The organism is Streptomyces sp. NPDC043854, from assembly GCF_056436005.1.
In genome coordinates, this window is the sequence record NZ_JBWKDK010000036.1 from 21,203 (window position 1) to 36,910 (window position 15,708).

The window sequence follows — 15,708 nt, forward strand, 5'->3', positions numbered from 1 at the left end:
ATTGGAAATGAAAACGATTTCAGATAACGTCTCTCGCGGCTCGCCGGAACCGCGAGCCGTGTGGGCGGTCGTCCGACCGGTCTGAAAGGGAGTCGCGTGGCACATCTGCTGGTTGTCGAGAGCTGGGTGGGGTCGATGAGCAGGCTGCTGCCCCGCGCGATCCGCGAGGGCGGGCACGAGTTCACGTTCGTCACCCGAGACCTGCACCACTACCTGCGCGCCACCCCCGCCGACGGGACGCACCCCCTGCTCGCGGCGCGCAACATCATCAGGGCCGACACCAATGACGTGGACGCCCTGCTGCACCAGCTGGAGCAGCTGCACGCGGTGCTCGGTTTCGACGGCGTGCTCTCCTCCTGCGACTACTACCTGCCCGCGGTGGCCCGCATCGCGGAGCGGATCGGGCTGCCCGGCCCGGCCGCCGGAGCCGTCGAGGGGGCCTGCCGGAAGGACCTGACCCGGGGGATTCTGGACGCGGCCGGCGTGCCCGGCCCCCGGTTCGCCGTCTGCGCGGACCCGGGCGATGCTGCGGGCGCCGCCCGCGGAATCGGCTACCCGCTGGTCGTCAAGCCGGTGGACCTGTGCGCCGGGATGCTGGTGCGTCAGGTCCGGGACGAGCGGGAACTGGGCGAGGCCTGCCGTGCGCTGACCGAGTTCCCGGTCAACGCGCGGGGCCAGGACCGCACCCCCGTGTTCCTGCTGGAGGAGTTGCTGACCGGCCCCGAGGTCAGCGTCGAGACCGTCTCCTCCGGTGGCACCACGCACGTGGTCGGCGTGACCGACAAGAGCATCGGCGGCGCGCCCGCCTTCATCGAGACCGGTCACATGTTCCCCGCCGCCCTCGCGCCCGGCGAAGCCGAGGCCGCAGCCGGCACCGCCGTGGCCGCGATCAAGGCGCTCGGCCTGGACGACGTGGTCTGCCACACCGAGATCAAGCTGACCCCGGCCGGACCCCGGGTGGTCGAAGTGAACCCCCGGCCCGCCGGAAACCGGATCACCGAACTGGTCCGGCACGTCACCGGCGTGGACCTCGCCGCAGCCGCCGTCGACGTCGCCCTGGGCCGTACCCCGGACCTCGCCCCGCGCCGGACCGGCGTGCAGAGCGCCGCCATCACCTTCCTGCTGCCCGACACCGCGGGCTCCCTCACCGCGATCGAGGGAGCCGACCAGGTACGCGAACGCCCAGAGGTCCGCGAACTCACCCTCGCCGAGCCGGGCCGCAGCGTCCGCCCTGCCACCAGCAACAACGAATACCTCGGCCACATCATGACGGCCGACACCGACGGGAGCGGCGCACGCGCCACGGCGGAACGCCTGCTCGCCCGGCTGCGCCCCTGTTACGAGCCGTCGCAGGAGGCCACCGCATGAGTGTCATGAGCGCATCGACGCGGCACCAGCCCGTCGTCCGCACCGTCGACGGGCTGACCGAGGCCGTGCGGGGCGGGTCCTACGGGGCCGACCCCGCGGGGCAGCGCGTGGCGCTGGCCTTCACCACCTCCCAGGCCGTCAGGCACCAGGGCCGCGCCGGCGGCTACCGCAACGAGGTGCTCAGCCTCCGCCTGCACGCGGCCGTCGGCTCCTGCGCCGTGGAGCCGGGGGCGCTGGCCCCCTCGACCCTCGACGACTGCGTCGGCGCCACCGTCGCCGAACTCCTCGACCACCCACTGCTGCCCGTACGCATCGCCGCGCTCGACGCCTATCTGATGCACACCCGCCCGCACGGCCCCGAGCAGGGTGCCGGCGCCGTTGCCCTGCCCTCCGGCAGCTCGCTGGAGCGGTCCCGGGCCCGGGCCCGTGCGGTCGTGGACCTGCTGCCCGAGGCGCAGGTCGAGCGGGTCCTGGTCGTCGGTGTCGTCAACTCCCTGCTGGAGCAGCTGCGTGAGCGGGGCACCGGCTACGTGCCGTGCGACCTCAAGGGCGGTACCACCGAGTGGGGCGAGCCCGTGCGTACCGACGCCCTCGCGGAGCTGGAGCAGTGCGACGCCGTCCTCGCCTCCGGCATGACCCTCGGCAACGGCACCTTCCAGCCGCTGCTCGATCACGCCGCCGCCACCGGCAAGCCGCTGGTCATGTTCGCGCAGACCGGCAGCGCTGTCCTGCCGTGCTTCCTGTCCGCCGGTGTCACCGCCGTGTCCGCGGAGCCGTACCCCTTCTTCTGGCTGGACGGCGGCCCCGGCGTCATCCACCGCTACGGAGGCCACCGGTGACCACCGCACCCGTGCTGCACCCGTTGTCGGCCGGGGCCGGCGCCAATCCTGACCTGCTGTCGCTGGTCGGCCGTACCCCGCTCGCCCGAGTCCGTACCGAACTTCCCTTCCCCCAGCCGGGTTTCTGGGCGAAGCTCGAATGCCTCGGGGCGGGCGGCATGAAGTCGAGGGCCGCGCTGTCCATGCTGCGCGGAGCCCGGCGGCGCGGGGAACTCCGCCCCGGTGCGACCGTGGTCGAGTCCACCTCCGGCACCCTCGGCATCGGACTGGCCTTTGCCGGCCAGGCCCTCGGCCACCCCGTCGTTCTCGTCGGAGACACCGAACTGGAACCGAGCATGCGGCAGTTGCTGCGCTCGTACGGTGCCCGACTGGAGCTCGTCGACCGGCCCGCGCCGGAGGGCGGGTGGCAGGCCGCCCGGATCGCCCGGCTGCGCGAGTTGCTCGCCGCGATACCGGACGCCTACTGGCCCGACCAGTACAACAATCCTGACAACGCAGCAGGCTACGCCTCCATGGCCGCCGAACTCTGCGCGCAGCTGGACCACATGGACGTGCTGGTGTGCAGTGTGGGCACCGGCGGCCACAGCGCCGGACTCGTCGGCCCGCTGCGCCGCCGATGGCCGCGGCTGAAGGTGATCGGCGTGGACTCCGTCGGCTCGGCCATCTTCGGTCAGCCCGCCCGCCCCCGTCTCATGCGCGGGCTGGGCAGCAGCATCCATCCGCGCAACGTCGCCCACCACGTCTTCGACGAGGTGCACTGGGTGGGCCCGGCCGAGGCAGTCGACGCCTGCCGCCGACTGGCCCGTACGAGTTTCGTCAGCGGCGGCTGGAGCACCGGAGCCGTCGCCCTGGTGTCCGCCTGGGCAGCGCGGGTGGAAGCCGGCGCGGTCGTCGCGACGGTTTTCCCGGACGGACCGCACCGCTACCTCGGCACGGTCTACGACGACGAGTTCTGCCATGCCCACGGCCTCGACCGGGCCGAGCTCGCCGTACGCCCGCTGGAACTCGCGCACCCGCAGGCGGCCGAAGCCGTCGGATGGGCCCGCTGCCGCCATGTGACCGACCTGTCGAAGCCCACGCGGGCCCTGACCGGGGCCGGCCTGCTCGGAGGCTCCGAGTGAAGTTCACCTGGTACACCACGGAACTCGAGCTGGCGGAGCCGCTGCGCATCTCCCGCTCGGTCATGGCCCGCCGCGACGCCGTCTGGGTCTGTCTCGATCACGGCGGCCTGCGCGGCTGGGGCGAGGCCGTCAGCAGCGACTACCTCGGCCTGCCCACCGAAAGGATCACCCGGCACCTCGCGGCCGTCCGCCCCCGCCTCGAACGCCTCCCCGACCCCGAGACCGCGTGGGAGGAACCCGCTGCGGCCGGCCTGCCGGGCCTCCCGGCCGGAGTGCTCGCTGCGGTCGAGGCCGCCGTACTCGACCTCGTCGGGAAGCGGGCCGGTCAGGCCGTCCACCAGCTGTTCGGCACGCACACCGCCCCCGCGGCGGCAACCGCCCGCACGATCGGCATCGTCGCCCCCGTCCCGGCCGCGGCCCAGGCCGCCCGCCTCGCGGTCCGCGGGTTCACCGTCCTCAAGGTCAAGGCCGGGTCGCCCGATCCGGCCGAGGACATCGCCCGGGTGGAGGCGGTCCGGACCGGAGCCCCCGAGGCGAGCCTGCTGCTCGACCCCAACGGGGCCTGGACCGAAGAGCAGGCCCGCGACCTGCTTCCCCGGTTCGCCGCTCTCGGCGTCAGCGCGGTGGAACAGCCGATCGCGCCCGGCGACCCCGACACACTCGCCCGAGTGGCGAAGGAGTCCCCGGTCCCGGTCATCGCCGACGAGGACGCCGTCTCCTACGAGGATGCGGCCGCCCTCGCCGGACGGGTGCAGGGCGTCAACATCAAACTCGCCAAGTGCGGGGGAGTGCGCGCCGCCCTGCGCATCCACGACGCCCTGCGCGGCAGCGGCACCGAGCTGATGCTCGGTTGCCTCACCGCCAGCTCCCTCGGCATCGCCCCCGCCGTGCACCTCGCCGACCGGGCCCGCTGGGTGGACCTCGACGGCCACCTGCTGCTCGCCGACGACCCCTGGAGGGGCATCGGGGGGCGGGACGGCACCGTACGCGCTTCTGTTCAGGCCGGTCTGGGAGTCAGACGGGCCGCTGCGGAGGCCCCATCGTGAATGTGCTCGCGGCCACCCGGAGCTTCCCGCTCGCCATCCGCCTGCTCCTGGTCAACCAGCTCGGCGTCAACACCGGCTTCTACCTGCTCATCCCCTACCTGGCGATCCACCTCTCCGACGACCTCGGCCTCTCCGCGGCGGTCGTCGGCGTGGTCCTGGGCTTGCGCAACCTGAGCCAGCAGGGCCTGTTCCTGATCGGCGGTTCGGCCGCCGACCGGCTCGGGGCCCGAGGCGTCATCATCGCGGGCTGTGCCCTGCGGACCGTCGGGTTCTCCCTGTTCGCGCTCGGTGCCACCCTGCCCCTGCTGCTGGCCGCGTCGATACTCAGCGGGCTCGCGGGGGCCCTGTTCAACCCCGCGGTGCGGACGTACGTTGCCCAGGAGGCGGGGGAGCGCAAGGCGGAGGCGTTCGCCCTGTTCAACGTGTTCGCGACGACCGGGGCGCTGCTCGGGCCGCTGCTCGGCAGCCTGTTGCTGCTCGTCGACTTCCGGGCCGCCGCCGTCACCGCGGCCGCGGTGTTCGCCGTCCTCACCCTCGCCCAGCTCCTGGTCCTGCCTGCCCGGCCGGTCCCCGCCCCCGACACCAAGGTGCTCGGCGACTGGCGGGAAGCCGCCCGAAACCGCCGGTTCCTGGCGTTCTCCTTCGCCATGATCGGCATGTACGGGCTGGAGAACCAGCTGTACCTGCTTCTTCCGCACGCCGCGGTACACGCCTCCGGCTGGGACGGCTCGACCGGACTGATCTTCCTCGCCGGGACGGTCACCAGCATGCTGTTCCAACTCCGCATCACCCGCGCCCTGAAGGCCCGCGGCAGCCGGGGCCGCTGGATCGCCGCCGGCCTCGCCGCGGCGGGCCTGGGCTTCCTGCCGCCGCTCCTCGTCGCGGGCGCCGGCGAGCCGCACCCGCTGCGCCTGCTGCCCGTGCTCGCAGGCGCACTGCTGCTGCACCTGGGCGTGGTGATTGCCTCGCCGTTCGTGATGGAACTGATCCCCGCTTTCGGGCGGGAGAACCTGACCGGTACCTACTACGGCATCTACTACACGGTCTCCGGCGTCGCGGCGGCGGCAGGCAGCGCGGCCGTCGGCTGGGCCATGGACACCGCCGGACACACCGGCCTGAGCTGGCTGCCGTACGCCTGCTGCACCGTTCTCGGCCTGGGCTCGGCGGCGGCCGTGGCCGGACTGCGGCGGCGCGGTGCGCTGCCCGACGGTGACACCGCACCGGAGCCCGCAGCCGCCGGCCCCGGCGCACGACCCCGAAGCGAGACCACGTGACCAGCGGAAACCTCCTCACCGACCACCCCGAGCTCTACGAGCAGCGCTTTCCCGACCCCGACCACCTGGCCGCCCGCTGGGCCGAGGAGGCACTGACCCGGCACGGCGCCGGCCCGCGCGTCCTCGACGTCGGCTGCGGCACCGGCCGCGACGCGGCCTGGCTCCATCGGGCGGCAGGCCGCCGGGTCACCGGCATCGACACCTCGCCGGAGATGCTCGCGTACGCCCGCGACCACCACCCCGGGCCGGCCTACCACCACGCCGACATGCGGGACTTCGACCTCGAAGCCGCCTTCGACGCGGTCGTCTGCCTGGACAGCGCCCTCCTGTACTGCCACACCAACGACGACCTGACGGCCTTCCTCGCCCGCTGCCGCGCCCACCTCACCCCGGGCGGCCTGCTGGTCGCCGAGATGCGCAACGGCGCCTTCTTCCTCGGCAACACCGAGCTGCTCGACGGCCCGCGCACTGCCTCATTCGACTGGCACGGCACCACCTACACCTCCCGCACCACCCTGTGGATCGACCACGGCGCGCAACTCCTGCGCCGCCGCCGTACCTGGACCGCCGACGACGGCTCGGAACCGGACGAGCAGCACTCCGCCTGGCGGCTGCTCTTCCCCCAGGAACTGCGGTACTTCCTCACCCACGCCGGCTTCGAGGTCCTCGCCCTGCACGACGGCCCCGGTCCCCGCACCGAACCGGTGTGGCGCGAAGGCGACTCCCCGCACGGGACCACGAGTTCCGACCGCCTCCACCTCGTCGCCCGGCTCAGTCCCCCCAACAACATTCAGCACAGCAACCCCCAGCACAGCAACGGAGACACCACACCGTGAACATCCGCCGCTCCGGCCTCGCCCGCCGAGGCTTCCTCCTCGCCACCGCCACGGCGACCGCTGCCGCCCTCGCCCTCACCGCCGGCTGCGCCGGCGACACCGGCAACACCGCTGACACCCCCGACACCAAGAACGCCGCCGAGGCCGGCACCCCCAAGCGCGGCGGCACGCTGCGCGCCGCCTTCGCGGGCGGTGGGGCCAACGAGACCCTGGACCCGCACGCCGCCAACCTGTTCGTGGACGCCGCCCGCGCCAAGGCCCTCTACGACAAGCTCGCCGACTTCGGCGCCGACCTCGCCCCCGTCCCGCGGCTCGCCGAGCGCTGGGAGCCCAACGACGCCCTCGACACCTGGAAGGTCACCCTGCGCAAGGCGGCCTTCCACGACGGCAGTCCGGTCACCGCCGAGGACGTGCTCTACAGCTACCGCCGGATCGCCGACCCCAAGGGCACCTTCCGGGCCAAGGCCTCCCTGGAGCCCATCGACCTCGCGGCCAGCCGCGTCCTGGACGCCTCCACCGTCGAGTTCAAGCTGAAGCGCCCGTACGCCGAATTCCCGAACGTCATGGCCGCGTTCGGCGCGTACATCATCCCGAAGGACACCACGTCCTTCGACAAGCCGGTCGGCTCCGGCCCGTTCACCTACGGCTCCTTCACGCCCGGCAAGTCCCTGGTCGTCAAGCGCAACGACGCCTACTGGGAAGGCGCGCCCCACCTCGACCAGGTCGAGTTCGTCGTCGCCACCGAGGAGTCGGCCCGGGCCGGCGCCCTGCTCGGCGGCCAGGTGCAGTACGCCCACGAGCTGGGCCCCGCCACTGCCCGCACCCACGAGGGCAAGGGGAAGATCGAGATCGTCCGCCTTCCCGGCAGCTCCATGCAGGGCTTCGTGATGAAGACCGACCGGCCCCCGTTCAACGACAAGCGGGTCCGCCAGGCCTTCCTCCTCATCGCAGACCGCAAGGAACTGGTCGACGGCGCCCTGTCCGGCGCCGGCGAGGTCGGCAACGACCTCTTCGGCAAGGGCTACCAGTACTATCCGGCCGACCTGCCGCAGCGCACCCAGGACCTCGACCGGGCCCGCGCCCTCCTCAAGGAGGCCGGCGCCGAGAACCTCAAGGTGACCCTGGACACCGCCCCCGCCGCCACCGGCTTCGTCGAGGCCGCCGGCATCTTCAAGGAGCAGGCCGCCAAGGCCGGGGTCACCGTCGAGGTCAAGGTCGGCAACAAGGACACCTACTGGAAGGACATCCTCGACAACGGCACCTTCGCCTCCTACCGGTCCGGCGCCATGCCCATCGAGTCCCACATCTCGCAGCGGCTGCTCACCGGATCCACCACCAACGCCACCAAATGGCAGCAGAAGGACTTCGACGACCTCTACCAGCAGGCCCAGTCCACCCGCGACGAGAAGCAGCGCGCCGCCCTCTACGACCGGATGCAGCGCCGCCTCCACGACGAAGGCGGCTTCCTGATCTGGGGCTTCGCCGACTGGATCGTCGCCACCGCCCCGTCCGTGCACGGGGTGTCGACGAAGGCCCCGGCCAACACCCTCGACTGGGCCCGGTTCGACAAGATCTGGCTCGCGTGACGAGCCACCTGCCCTGGGTGGGCCGCCGTCTGCTCCTCGGCGTGGGGCAGACGGCGGTCCTCGTCCTGTTCCTCTTCGCCCTCACCGAGGCACTGCCCGGCGACGCCGCCGTGACCCTTGCCGGGGACCAGCCCGACCCGGAGCGCATCGTCCGGATCCGCGAGACCATGGGCCTGGACCAGCCGGCCGCCGAACGCCTGCTGCACTGGACCGGCGGCCTGCTCCGCGGGGACCTCGGGACCTCCCTGGTCTCGGGGCGGCCGGTCACCGACTACCTGGCCGCCGGAATCGGTCCCACCCTGGCCCTCGCGGCCGCCACCCTCGCCCTGCTCGTCCCGCTCTCCGTCGGCCTCGGTGTCCTCGCCGCCCGCCGCGAGGGCGGCGCGGTGGACCGCGTCATCAGCTCGGTCACCCTCGCCGTGCACGCCGTACCGGAGTTCGCTCTCGGTGTGCTGCTGGCCACGGTGTTCGGGCTGTGGCTCGGCTGGCTGCCACCCACCGCGGTGGCCACCGACCTCACCACCGACCCCGCCGTGCTCGTCCTGCCGGCCGTCGTGCTGCTGGCCCGCCCGGTGTGCACCATCAGCCGGCTGGTCCGCGCCGGGATGATCGACGCCATGGCCTCGCCGTACGTCGCCCAGGCCCGGCGGTACGGCCTGTCCGCCGCCCGCATCCGCTGGGCGCACGCCCTGCCCAATGCCCTCGCCCCGGCCGCCCAGCAGCTCGCCCGGACCTGCGACTGGCTGCTCAGCGGGGTGATCGTGGTCGAGGCGCTGTTCGTGATCCCCGGGCTGGGCACCGTGCTCGTCGAGGCCGTCGCTGCCCGCGACGTCCCCGTCATCCAGGGCATGGCCGTGGTATTCGGCGTGGTGACCGTGCTGGTGAACATCGGCGCCGACCTGGCGGCCCGCCGGCTCGCTCCCCGCTCGGAGGTGGCGGCATGACCGGTCCCCGTGCCCCTCGTCATTCCCCTGCCCCTCGTCATTCCCCGGCCCGGTACGCGCTCGCCCTCGGGCTGATCGTGATGCCGCTGCTGCTCGCCCTGCTGGGCCCGCTGTTCGCCGGGCCCCCCGGTCCCCGCTCCGTCTCCTTCGGCACCGGCGACGGGCACTGGCTCGGCACCGACTTCAGCGGGAGGGACGTCTGGCACCAGGTGCTCCTCGGCGGCCGCTCGGTGGTGTGGGTTTCCCTTGCCGCCACCGCTCTGGCGTACGCGGTGGCGGTCCCGCTGGGCCTCGCCGCCGCCCTCACGCGCCGCAGCGTGCTGGAGGAGGTGCTGATGCGGCCGCTGGACGTGCTGATCGCCGTCCCGTCGCTGCTGCTGGTGCTGCTCGTCTCCGCCACCCTCACTCCGGGGCCGGTCGGGCTGACCCTCCTGGTCGGGCTGGCCGCCGTACCCGATGCGGCCCGGGTCGTGCACGCGGCAGCCGTGGAGGCCGCCGCGCGGCCCGCCGTCGAAGCCCTGCGCATGCAGGGCGAGTCGTGGTGGCGCACGGCGGTCGGCTACGTCTGCCGCGCGATGCGGCGCACCCTCGCCGCGGACGCCGGGATCCGGCTGACCGGAGCCCTGTACCTGGTCGCGACGGCCGCGTTCCTCGGCGTCGGCGTACAGCCGGACGCCGCCGACTGGGCGGTGATGGTCGACCGCAACCGCACCGGGCTGTTCCTGCAGCCCTGGGCCGTGGTGGTGCCCGCCTTGCTCATCGCCGCGCTGTCGATGGGCACCAACCTGCTGTTCGATGCGGCCCTACAGCGGCGGCCGGGCCATGGGAAGGGAACGACGTGACGAACCCGAGCCGCGAGGCGGCGGCCGTGGCGGAGATTCGGGACCTGCGTGTCGAGATCGGGGGGCGTCCCCTCGTCGACGGCGTCAGCCTCACCGCCGTTGCCGGGAAGGTGACCGCGCTCGTCGGTCCCTCGGGCAGCGGGAAGACCACCACCGGCCTCGCACTCCTCGGCGAGTACCCCGAAGGCGCCCGGGTCGGCGGCAGCGTCCGCACCGCCGGGCACGCCGTGGGCTACGTGCCCCAGCACCCGGCCGCCGCGCTCAACCCGGCCCGCCGGGTATGCGCGCTGCTCCGCGACATCGCGCGCCGGCAGGACGGCAGCCGGGCGGAGATCCAGGAGCGGGTCCGCGAGGCCCTGCGGCTGGCGCAGCTCCCCGACCCGGACGAGGTGCTGCGCCGCTTCCCCCACCAGCTGTCCGGCGGGCAGCAGCAGCGCGTGGTACTCGCGCAGGCGTTTCTGCTGGGAGCCCGTGTCCTCGTCGCCGACGAGCCCACCACCGGTCAGGACCCCCTCACCCGGCAGGGCATCGTCGCGGAACTGTCCGCCGTCGCACGGCAGGGCATCGCCGTCGTACTGCTCAGCCACGACCTCGACGCGGTAAGGGAGTTGGCCGACGAGGTCGTACTGCTGCGCGGCGGCCGGGTCGTCGACCGGGGGACGCCCGCCGCCGTCCTCGCCGCCGAACCGCACCAGGCGCCCCGCACGGCGCGGGACACCCGTCCGAGAAGCGCCGTACGGCTGGAGACCCGCGGGCTGAGTGCCGGCCATCGCACCGCGGGCGGGGCGGTTCGTGTCCTCGGTGCCGCAGGCGCGGTCGAGGTCTCGGTCGCTGAGGGGGAGTGCCTGGTGGTGGTCGGCCGTTCCGGCAGCGGCAAGACCACCCTGGGTCGGTGCCTGGCCGGGCTGCACCCGGCCCACCGAGGCGAGGTACTGCTCGACGGACGGCCGCTGGCCCGCAGCCTGCGCTCCCGGACACGGGCGGAACTGGCCTCAGTCCAATACGTGTTCCAGGATGCGAGGGCGGCCTTCGACGAGTACCGGCCGGTCCTCGAGCAGGTCGCCCGGACCGCCGTACGCCTGCGGGGCGCCGCGCCGGACGAGGCACGGGCGAAGGCCGCACAGGTCCTGGCGGAACTGGGGTTGTCGGCGGAGCTGGTCGCACGACGGCCAGGCGGTCTGTCCGGCGGCGAGCTCCAGCGCGCCGCGCTGGCCCGCGCCCTGCTGGCGGAGCCGACGGTCTTGATCTGCGACGAGATCACCTCCGGCCTGGACGCCGTCACGCGGAGCGCCATCCTCGGCATCCTGGCCGGACTGCGCGAACGGGACGCGCTGTCCCTGCTGTTCATCACCCATGACCTGGCTGCGGTGGGGGCGCTGGCCGACCGCATCGCCGTACTCGATGCCGGACACGTGGTGGAGGAGGGGCCCGCGCGGCAGTTGTTCGATGCCCCGCGGCACCCGGTGACGGGGGCTCTGCTGCGGGCTGCGCTGCCGGACCGCGCGGAGGAGCACTGCTGATCGCGGAAATGGTGCCCGCAGCGTGGTCGGAACACGCTGCCGCCCGCTGCCGCCCCGCCTCGCAGGCGCGGGCGGACGGCTCAGGAGTCGCCCGGCGCAGGCGCGTCACGCAGGTGGCGTGACTGGGTGTCGTAGTCGCGCAGGATGTGTTTGAGCTGATCCAGCGACTCCTCCGGGATGCCGGGCGGAGCGGACTCGGCCACGTAGCGGGCGGCGGCCACCAGCGCCGCGAATTCGAAGGCGTGAGCCGTCGCGCGCAGGACGCCGGGCCGGGCCCACTCGAGCTGCATGGTCATCCCTTCGACGACAGGTAGTCCTTGATCTGCCCGAGTTCGCGCGCGAATTCGTCGTAGTCCTCACGCATGCCGTTGATGTACGCACTCCAGCCGAGGCTGTTCTTCGCGTAGTGGACGGCTTCCTGGATCTCCTCGTCGGTGGCCCCGAACAGCTTCGCGGCCTCCGTGTGGAAGAGCGTGCAGTAACGGCATTTTGTTTCCGAGTGCAGCGCGACCCCGATCAGCTCCTTGTACTTGTTCGGGATGAGCGTCTCGCCGAGCTCGATCTTCTTGAAGATCTCCCACTCGTAGTCCAGCAGGTCATCCGGGATCTGGGAGAAGAAATGGGGTACGAGGCCCAGGGTCTCCTTGATCTCCGACTCGACTTCGCTCCGACTCCTGCCCGCCATGGTGACCACTCCTCTCAGCCGGGCGGAACCGACCCCCTCATTCCACGCTAGAACGCCACCAGGGCCCCTGCTACCGGTGACCTGCGCGGGGGCTGCTCGGCTCATGGCCCCGATGCAGGGCGCTCGGCACCCGGCTGTCGGCCAGGGAGCGATCGCGGCAGTTCGAACCAGGGGAGCACGCTGCCTTCGAAGCGGGTGAAGGCGCAGATCCGTTCGCCGGTGAGGGTGAGGACGAAGAGGCCGGTTCCACGGCGGACACCGGTCGAAGCACGAAGGTAGGCCCCGAACGCCGGCTGACCGTTCGCCCGCGTCGGTACGAGGTCAACCCTCCTGCCCGAACGGAAGATGCCGGCGAAGAGGCGGGCCACGACGCCGCGGCCCTCGTATGCGAGGGGAATCGGAGGCATGGAGACGAAGACGTCGTCGGTGAACAAGGCCGCCAGCGCATCGACGTCGCCGGACTCGTAGGCGCGGACGAACTCCGACACGAGTGCCTCCTCGGCTTGTGAGCCGGGAGCGGGCGCCGGTTCGCGCTCGGCGCCCGCCGAGCGTCGGCGCTCCAGGCCGGCGCGGGCGCGTTCGAGGGCACTGTTGACCGACTCGACGGTCGCGAACACGGCGGCCTTCATGGCTTCCGACAAGGCGAGCGGGATGACGGGAACGATCGTCAACCTGACCATGGGGAGCCTGGACGACTGAGGCCCGTCCCATGGGCGAGCGATGGGTCACCGAGGCGTCGACACGGGATCAGGCCTGGTGTTCGCTGATGTTGACCATCCACGTGATGCCGAACTGGTCGGTGCACATGCCGAACACGTCGCCCCACATCTGCTTCTCCAGCGGCACGGACACCGTGCCGCCCGCGGACAGCTTGTCCCAGTAGCCGCGCAGTTCGCCGGTGTCGTCGCCGCTCAGGCTCACCGCGATGTTGTTCCCGGGATTGAGCTCCGCCCCGGGCGGATTGTCGGAGCCCATCAGGGTGAAGCCGCTGGGGGTCTCCAGCCTGCCGTGCATGACCTTGTCGGCGTACCCGGGAGGCGTCTCGGAGCCGAAGTCGCCGTAGGCGTTGACGGCCAGGTCGCCGCCGAACACCTCCTTGTAGAACTCCATGGCCTGCTTCGCGTTGCCGGAGAAGCTGATGTACGGGTTGAGGCGAGAGGCCATGGTTGCTCCCTTACATGACGAATGGTCAGTACGGGCAGCTTATGTGCGGCAGAGGCGAATGCGGATGACCGCAGGCGGCGTGGTCGATCTCGCCGTTGTGCGGTGGCGCATCCCTTGCCGCCGAAGCTGCCCGCGATGGCGTCCCGCACGGGGGCGATGCCCAGGGCGAGCGGTGCGAGGTGGTTGCGCAGCCGGCGGGCGGGCCGGGGCCTGAGGGTGACGGCGACGCGCATCATGGCGCCGCTCTGGCGCAGGACGCGGCGGCCGACGGGGTGCCGTTCGCGGTGGTAGGTGCCGAGGACGGCCGGATCGGCTCCGCCGAGTACGAGGCCGAGTTTCCAGGCGAGGTGGGCCGCGTCCCCCTGCTCGCCGCCCGACCCGACACCACCCTCCCGGTTGCTTGGCCGCCGCACCGCTCCGACCGAGAGTGGGCACCGTGGACGAACAACACCGGGCGCGCCGTGCGCTTCGCCGGCGGTTGGCACCGTTGTACGTGGCGGCCTTCCTGCAGAACCTGGCCTTGTGGGTGCCCATCGAGAAGCTGTTCATGACCGATATCGGCTTCGATGCGGCCGGGGTGGGTGTGATGGCGGCCGTGTACTCGGTGGTGGTGCCCGTCTTCGAGGTTCCCTCGGGCCTGCTCGCCGACCGGTGGAGCCGCCGCGGTGTACTGGGTCTCGCGTGTGCGGCGGCGGTGGTCAGCGTCATCGTCGGGGGACTGAGCCGGAACGTCGCGATGTACATGGCGGCGGCGTTCTTCCTCGGGATCTTCTTCGCCATGCAGTCCGGGACGTTCGAGTCGATCGTCTACGACACCGTGCTCGAGGAGACCGGGTCGAGCGACGACTTCGAACGGGTCATCGGGCGGGTCCGGGTGATGGAGAGCGCCGCCCTCGTCGCGAGCGCGCTGGCCGGCGGCGCCCTCGCGGAACTCCTCTCCCTGCGGGACACGTACTTCCTCACCGTTCCGCCGCTGATCGGGGCGGCCGTCGCGCTGTACCTCGTCCGCGAGCCGCGCCTGCACAAGGCCGAGGAGGCCGAGCCGCTCCGCCGCCAGATCGCCACCACCTACCGGGTGCTGCTGCAGCGCGGCCGGCTCCGCCCGGTGATCATGCTGACCGTCGCTACCGCGCTGCTGATGCAGGGGATGCTGGAGTTCGGCCCCCTGTGGCTGGTCGCCTTGGCCACTCCGGCCTTCTGGTACGGACCGCACTGGGCCGGCCTGACCTCCGCACTCGGCCTGGGAGGGCTGCTCGGCTCACATCGCTGGATGAAGCGGCGCGGGCCGCTGGCGGTCCTCGCCGCACTGGCGGCGGGCTGCTGCGCCGTGCTGGCGACGAGCAGCAGCACGGCCGTGGTGATCGCCGTCCAGGTCCTGCTCACCCTGGTGGTCGTCGCGGTCAGCATCCCGGTGATGCACCAGCTCCACGACGCGGTGCCGTCGACGGTCCGCGCCGGAGTCGCCTCCGGCGTCGGCACCCTCACCTGGCTCACCTTCGTGCCGTTCGCGCTGGTCGTCGGATTCGTGAGCGGCATCGGCGGGGTCGACGACGCCGGCTGGCTGTTCATGGCGGTCGCGGTCGCCTCGGGAATCCTGATGATCGTCGTACTGCCGACGGCGCCCGGGCCTCCGGTGGCCGCCGCTCCGGTCGCCGTGCCCGCCGAAAGGGCGGAGCCCACGTTCCCGGCGGACCGCTTCCTTCCCGAGGACCACCCCGACTGGCCGGGCCACTGGGCGACCCCGCCCGCCGTATGGGCGGTCCCGGACCTCGACCCGGGCAGCGCCGCGGCCCTCGCCGAGGTGCGTTCCGCGATCCTGGACATGCCGGCGGAATTGCGCCGGGTCATCCTGCTGCGCGACGTGCAGGGCCGGTCACCCGCCGAGGTCGCCGAGACCCTCGACATCAGCGCCGCGGACGAGCAACAGCGGTTGCACCGGGCCCGGGGGCTGGTTCGAGCCCGCCTGGAGCGGTACGCCGAAGGGCGGGAGGCGCGGTGAGCGAACAGCCGGGCGGGACCGGGGCAGGGGGCGACCAGCGGTGCATCGACTTCGTCGAGCAGCTCACCGCCTATCTGGACGGCACCCTCCCGCCCCGTGCCCAGCGCCGTGTCGACGAGCACCTCGAACACTGTGAGGGTTGCCGGGCCGCGCTCGCCCAGTGGCGTACGGTCGCCCGGCTCGCCGGCCGGCTGAGCCCGGCGGACGTCGCGGACCTGGACCCCTATGTGCGGGACCGGCTCATGGCGACGTTCCGGGAGATCCGCCGCCGCTGAGCGTCACGGGCAGGCAGGGGAGGCGCGGACGCCCGCTGTCCCGGGGCTCGGCTGCCGGACGGGGTCAGCACCACGCAGTCGGCGTTCGACGGGTCAAGGCAGGACAGTCGGCCGGCCGACGCCCTCGACGTCCTCCGGCTCTCGCCGTCGGTCAGTTCGCGCTGCTCAAGGCGGTGGTGAGGCAGTCGAGGACGTGCGGCCAGCCCTCG

16 protein-coding genes and 1 pseudogene are annotated in these 15,708 nt (G+C 72.6%); 12 read left to right on the plus strand and 5 right to left on the minus strand.

Going from position 1 to position 15,708, the window contains the following annotated elements; genetic code table 11:
• Positions 1 to 96 precede the first annotated feature (96 nt).
• The 10 genes from AC068A_RS27130 (at position 97) to AC068A_RS27175 (ending at position 11,376) form a co-directional block, all read left to right on the plus strand.
• Positions 97 to 1,368 (plus strand): ATP-grasp domain-containing protein, encoded by a 1,272-nt coding sequence (locus tag AC068A_RS27130; protein ID WP_478588861.1) that lies wholly within the window; start codon positions 97 to 99, stop codon positions 1,366 to 1,368.
• The gene (locus tag AC068A_RS27135) at positions 1,365 to 2,207 is read left to right on the plus strand and encodes a Rossmann-like domain-containing protein (protein WP_478588862.1); all 843 of its coding nucleotides are present in this window, start codon (positions 1,365 to 1,367) and stop codon (positions 2,205 to 2,207) included. The genes AC068A_RS27130 and AC068A_RS27135 overlap by 4 nt, the downstream gene beginning before the upstream one ends.
• Positions 2,204 to 3,328, plus strand: coding sequence for a PLP-dependent cysteine synthase family protein (locus tag AC068A_RS27140; RefSeq protein ID WP_478588863.1), 1,125 nt, complete (start codon positions 2,204 to 2,206; stop codon positions 3,326 to 3,328). The genes AC068A_RS27135 and AC068A_RS27140 overlap by 4 nt, the downstream gene beginning before the upstream one ends.
• Entirely contained in the window at positions 3,325 to 4,374 is a 1,050-nt protein-coding gene (locus AC068A_RS27145; RefSeq protein WP_478588864.1) for a dipeptide epimerase, read from the plus strand. Before AC068A_RS27140 ends, AC068A_RS27145 begins: the two co-directional genes overlap by 4 nt.
• Positions 4,371 to 5,648, plus strand: coding sequence for an MFS transporter (locus AC068A_RS27150; protein WP_478588865.1), 1,278 nt, complete (start codon positions 4,371 to 4,373; stop codon positions 5,646 to 5,648). Before AC068A_RS27145 ends, AC068A_RS27150 begins: the two co-directional genes overlap by 4 nt.
• Positions 5,645 to 6,484: a class I SAM-dependent methyltransferase gene (locus tag AC068A_RS27155; RefSeq protein WP_478588866.1), complete on the plus strand. Its 840-nt coding sequence runs from the start codon at positions 5,645 to 5,647 to the stop codon at positions 6,482 to 6,484. Before AC068A_RS27150 ends, AC068A_RS27155 begins: the two co-directional genes overlap by 4 nt.
• Complete coding sequence (locus AC068A_RS27160; protein WP_478588867.1) at positions 6,481 to 8,070, plus strand: ABC transporter substrate-binding protein; 1,590 nt, start codon at positions 6,481 to 6,483, stop codon at positions 8,068 to 8,070. Before AC068A_RS27155 ends, AC068A_RS27160 begins: the two co-directional genes overlap by 4 nt.
• Positions 8,058 to 9,014, plus strand: coding sequence for an ABC transporter permease (locus tag AC068A_RS27165; protein ID WP_478588907.1), 957 nt, complete (start codon positions 8,058 to 8,060; stop codon positions 9,012 to 9,014). Before AC068A_RS27160 ends, AC068A_RS27165 begins: the two co-directional genes overlap by 13 nt.
• Positions 9,015 to 9,094: 80 nt before the next feature.
• Positions 9,095 to 9,856 carry an ABC transporter permease subunit gene (locus AC068A_RS27170; protein WP_478588908.1) on the plus strand — a complete coding sequence of 254 codons (762 nt, stop codon included), beginning with the start codon at positions 9,095 to 9,097 and terminating at the stop codon, positions 9,854 to 9,856.
• Positions 9,853 to 11,376, plus strand: coding sequence for an ABC transporter ATP-binding protein (locus AC068A_RS27175; RefSeq protein ID WP_478588868.1), 1,524 nt, complete (start codon positions 9,853 to 9,855; stop codon positions 11,374 to 11,376). The genes AC068A_RS27170 and AC068A_RS27175 overlap by 4 nt, the downstream gene beginning before the upstream one ends.
• Before the next feature lie 80 nt (positions 11,377 to 11,456).
• Here the strand turns inward: AC068A_RS27175 and AC068A_RS27180 are convergent, their stop codons facing one another.
• The 5 genes and pseudogenes from AC068A_RS27180 to AC068A_RS27200 all read right to left on the minus strand — a co-directional run.
• A complete protein-coding gene (locus AC068A_RS27180; RefSeq protein WP_478588869.1) occupies positions 11,457 to 11,672 on the minus strand; it encodes a hypothetical protein in 216 nt (71 codons plus the stop codon).
• The gene (locus AC068A_RS27185) at positions 11,669 to 12,061 is read right to left on the minus strand and encodes a carboxymuconolactone decarboxylase family protein (protein WP_478588870.1); all 393 of its coding nucleotides are present in this window, start codon (positions 12,059 to 12,061) and stop codon (positions 11,669 to 11,671) included. The genes AC068A_RS27180 and AC068A_RS27185 overlap by 4 nt, the downstream gene beginning before the upstream one ends.
• Positions 12,062 to 12,162: 101 nt before the next feature.
• Positions 12,163 to 12,732 (minus strand): nuclear transport factor 2 family protein, encoded by a 570-nt coding sequence (locus AC068A_RS27190; protein ID WP_478588871.1) that lies wholly within the window; start codon positions 12,730 to 12,732, stop codon positions 12,163 to 12,165.
• Positions 12,733 to 12,808: 76 nt separating this feature from the next.
• Positions 12,809 to 13,225 carry a VOC family protein gene (locus AC068A_RS27195; protein ID WP_478588872.1) on the minus strand — a complete coding sequence of 139 codons (417 nt, stop codon included), beginning with the start codon at positions 13,223 to 13,225 and terminating at the stop codon, positions 12,809 to 12,811.
• Positions 13,226 to 13,479: 254 nt separating this feature from the next.
• Positions 13,480 to 13,710: pseudogene (locus tag AC068A_RS27200) on the minus strand (FAD-dependent monooxygenase); the annotation flags it as partial.
• A gap of 8 nt (positions 13,711 to 13,718) precedes the next feature.
• Here AC068A_RS27200 and AC068A_RS27205 point away from each other — a divergent pair.
• Complete coding sequence (locus tag AC068A_RS27205; RefSeq protein WP_478588873.1) at positions 13,719 to 15,224, plus strand: MFS transporter; 1,506 nt, start codon at positions 13,719 to 13,721, stop codon at positions 15,222 to 15,224.
• Positions 15,221 to 15,499, plus strand: coding sequence for an anti-sigma factor family protein (locus AC068A_RS27210; protein ID WP_478588874.1), 279 nt, complete (start codon positions 15,221 to 15,223; stop codon positions 15,497 to 15,499). Before AC068A_RS27205 ends, AC068A_RS27210 begins: the two co-directional genes overlap by 4 nt.
• Positions 15,500 to 15,708: the final 209 nt, after the last annotated feature.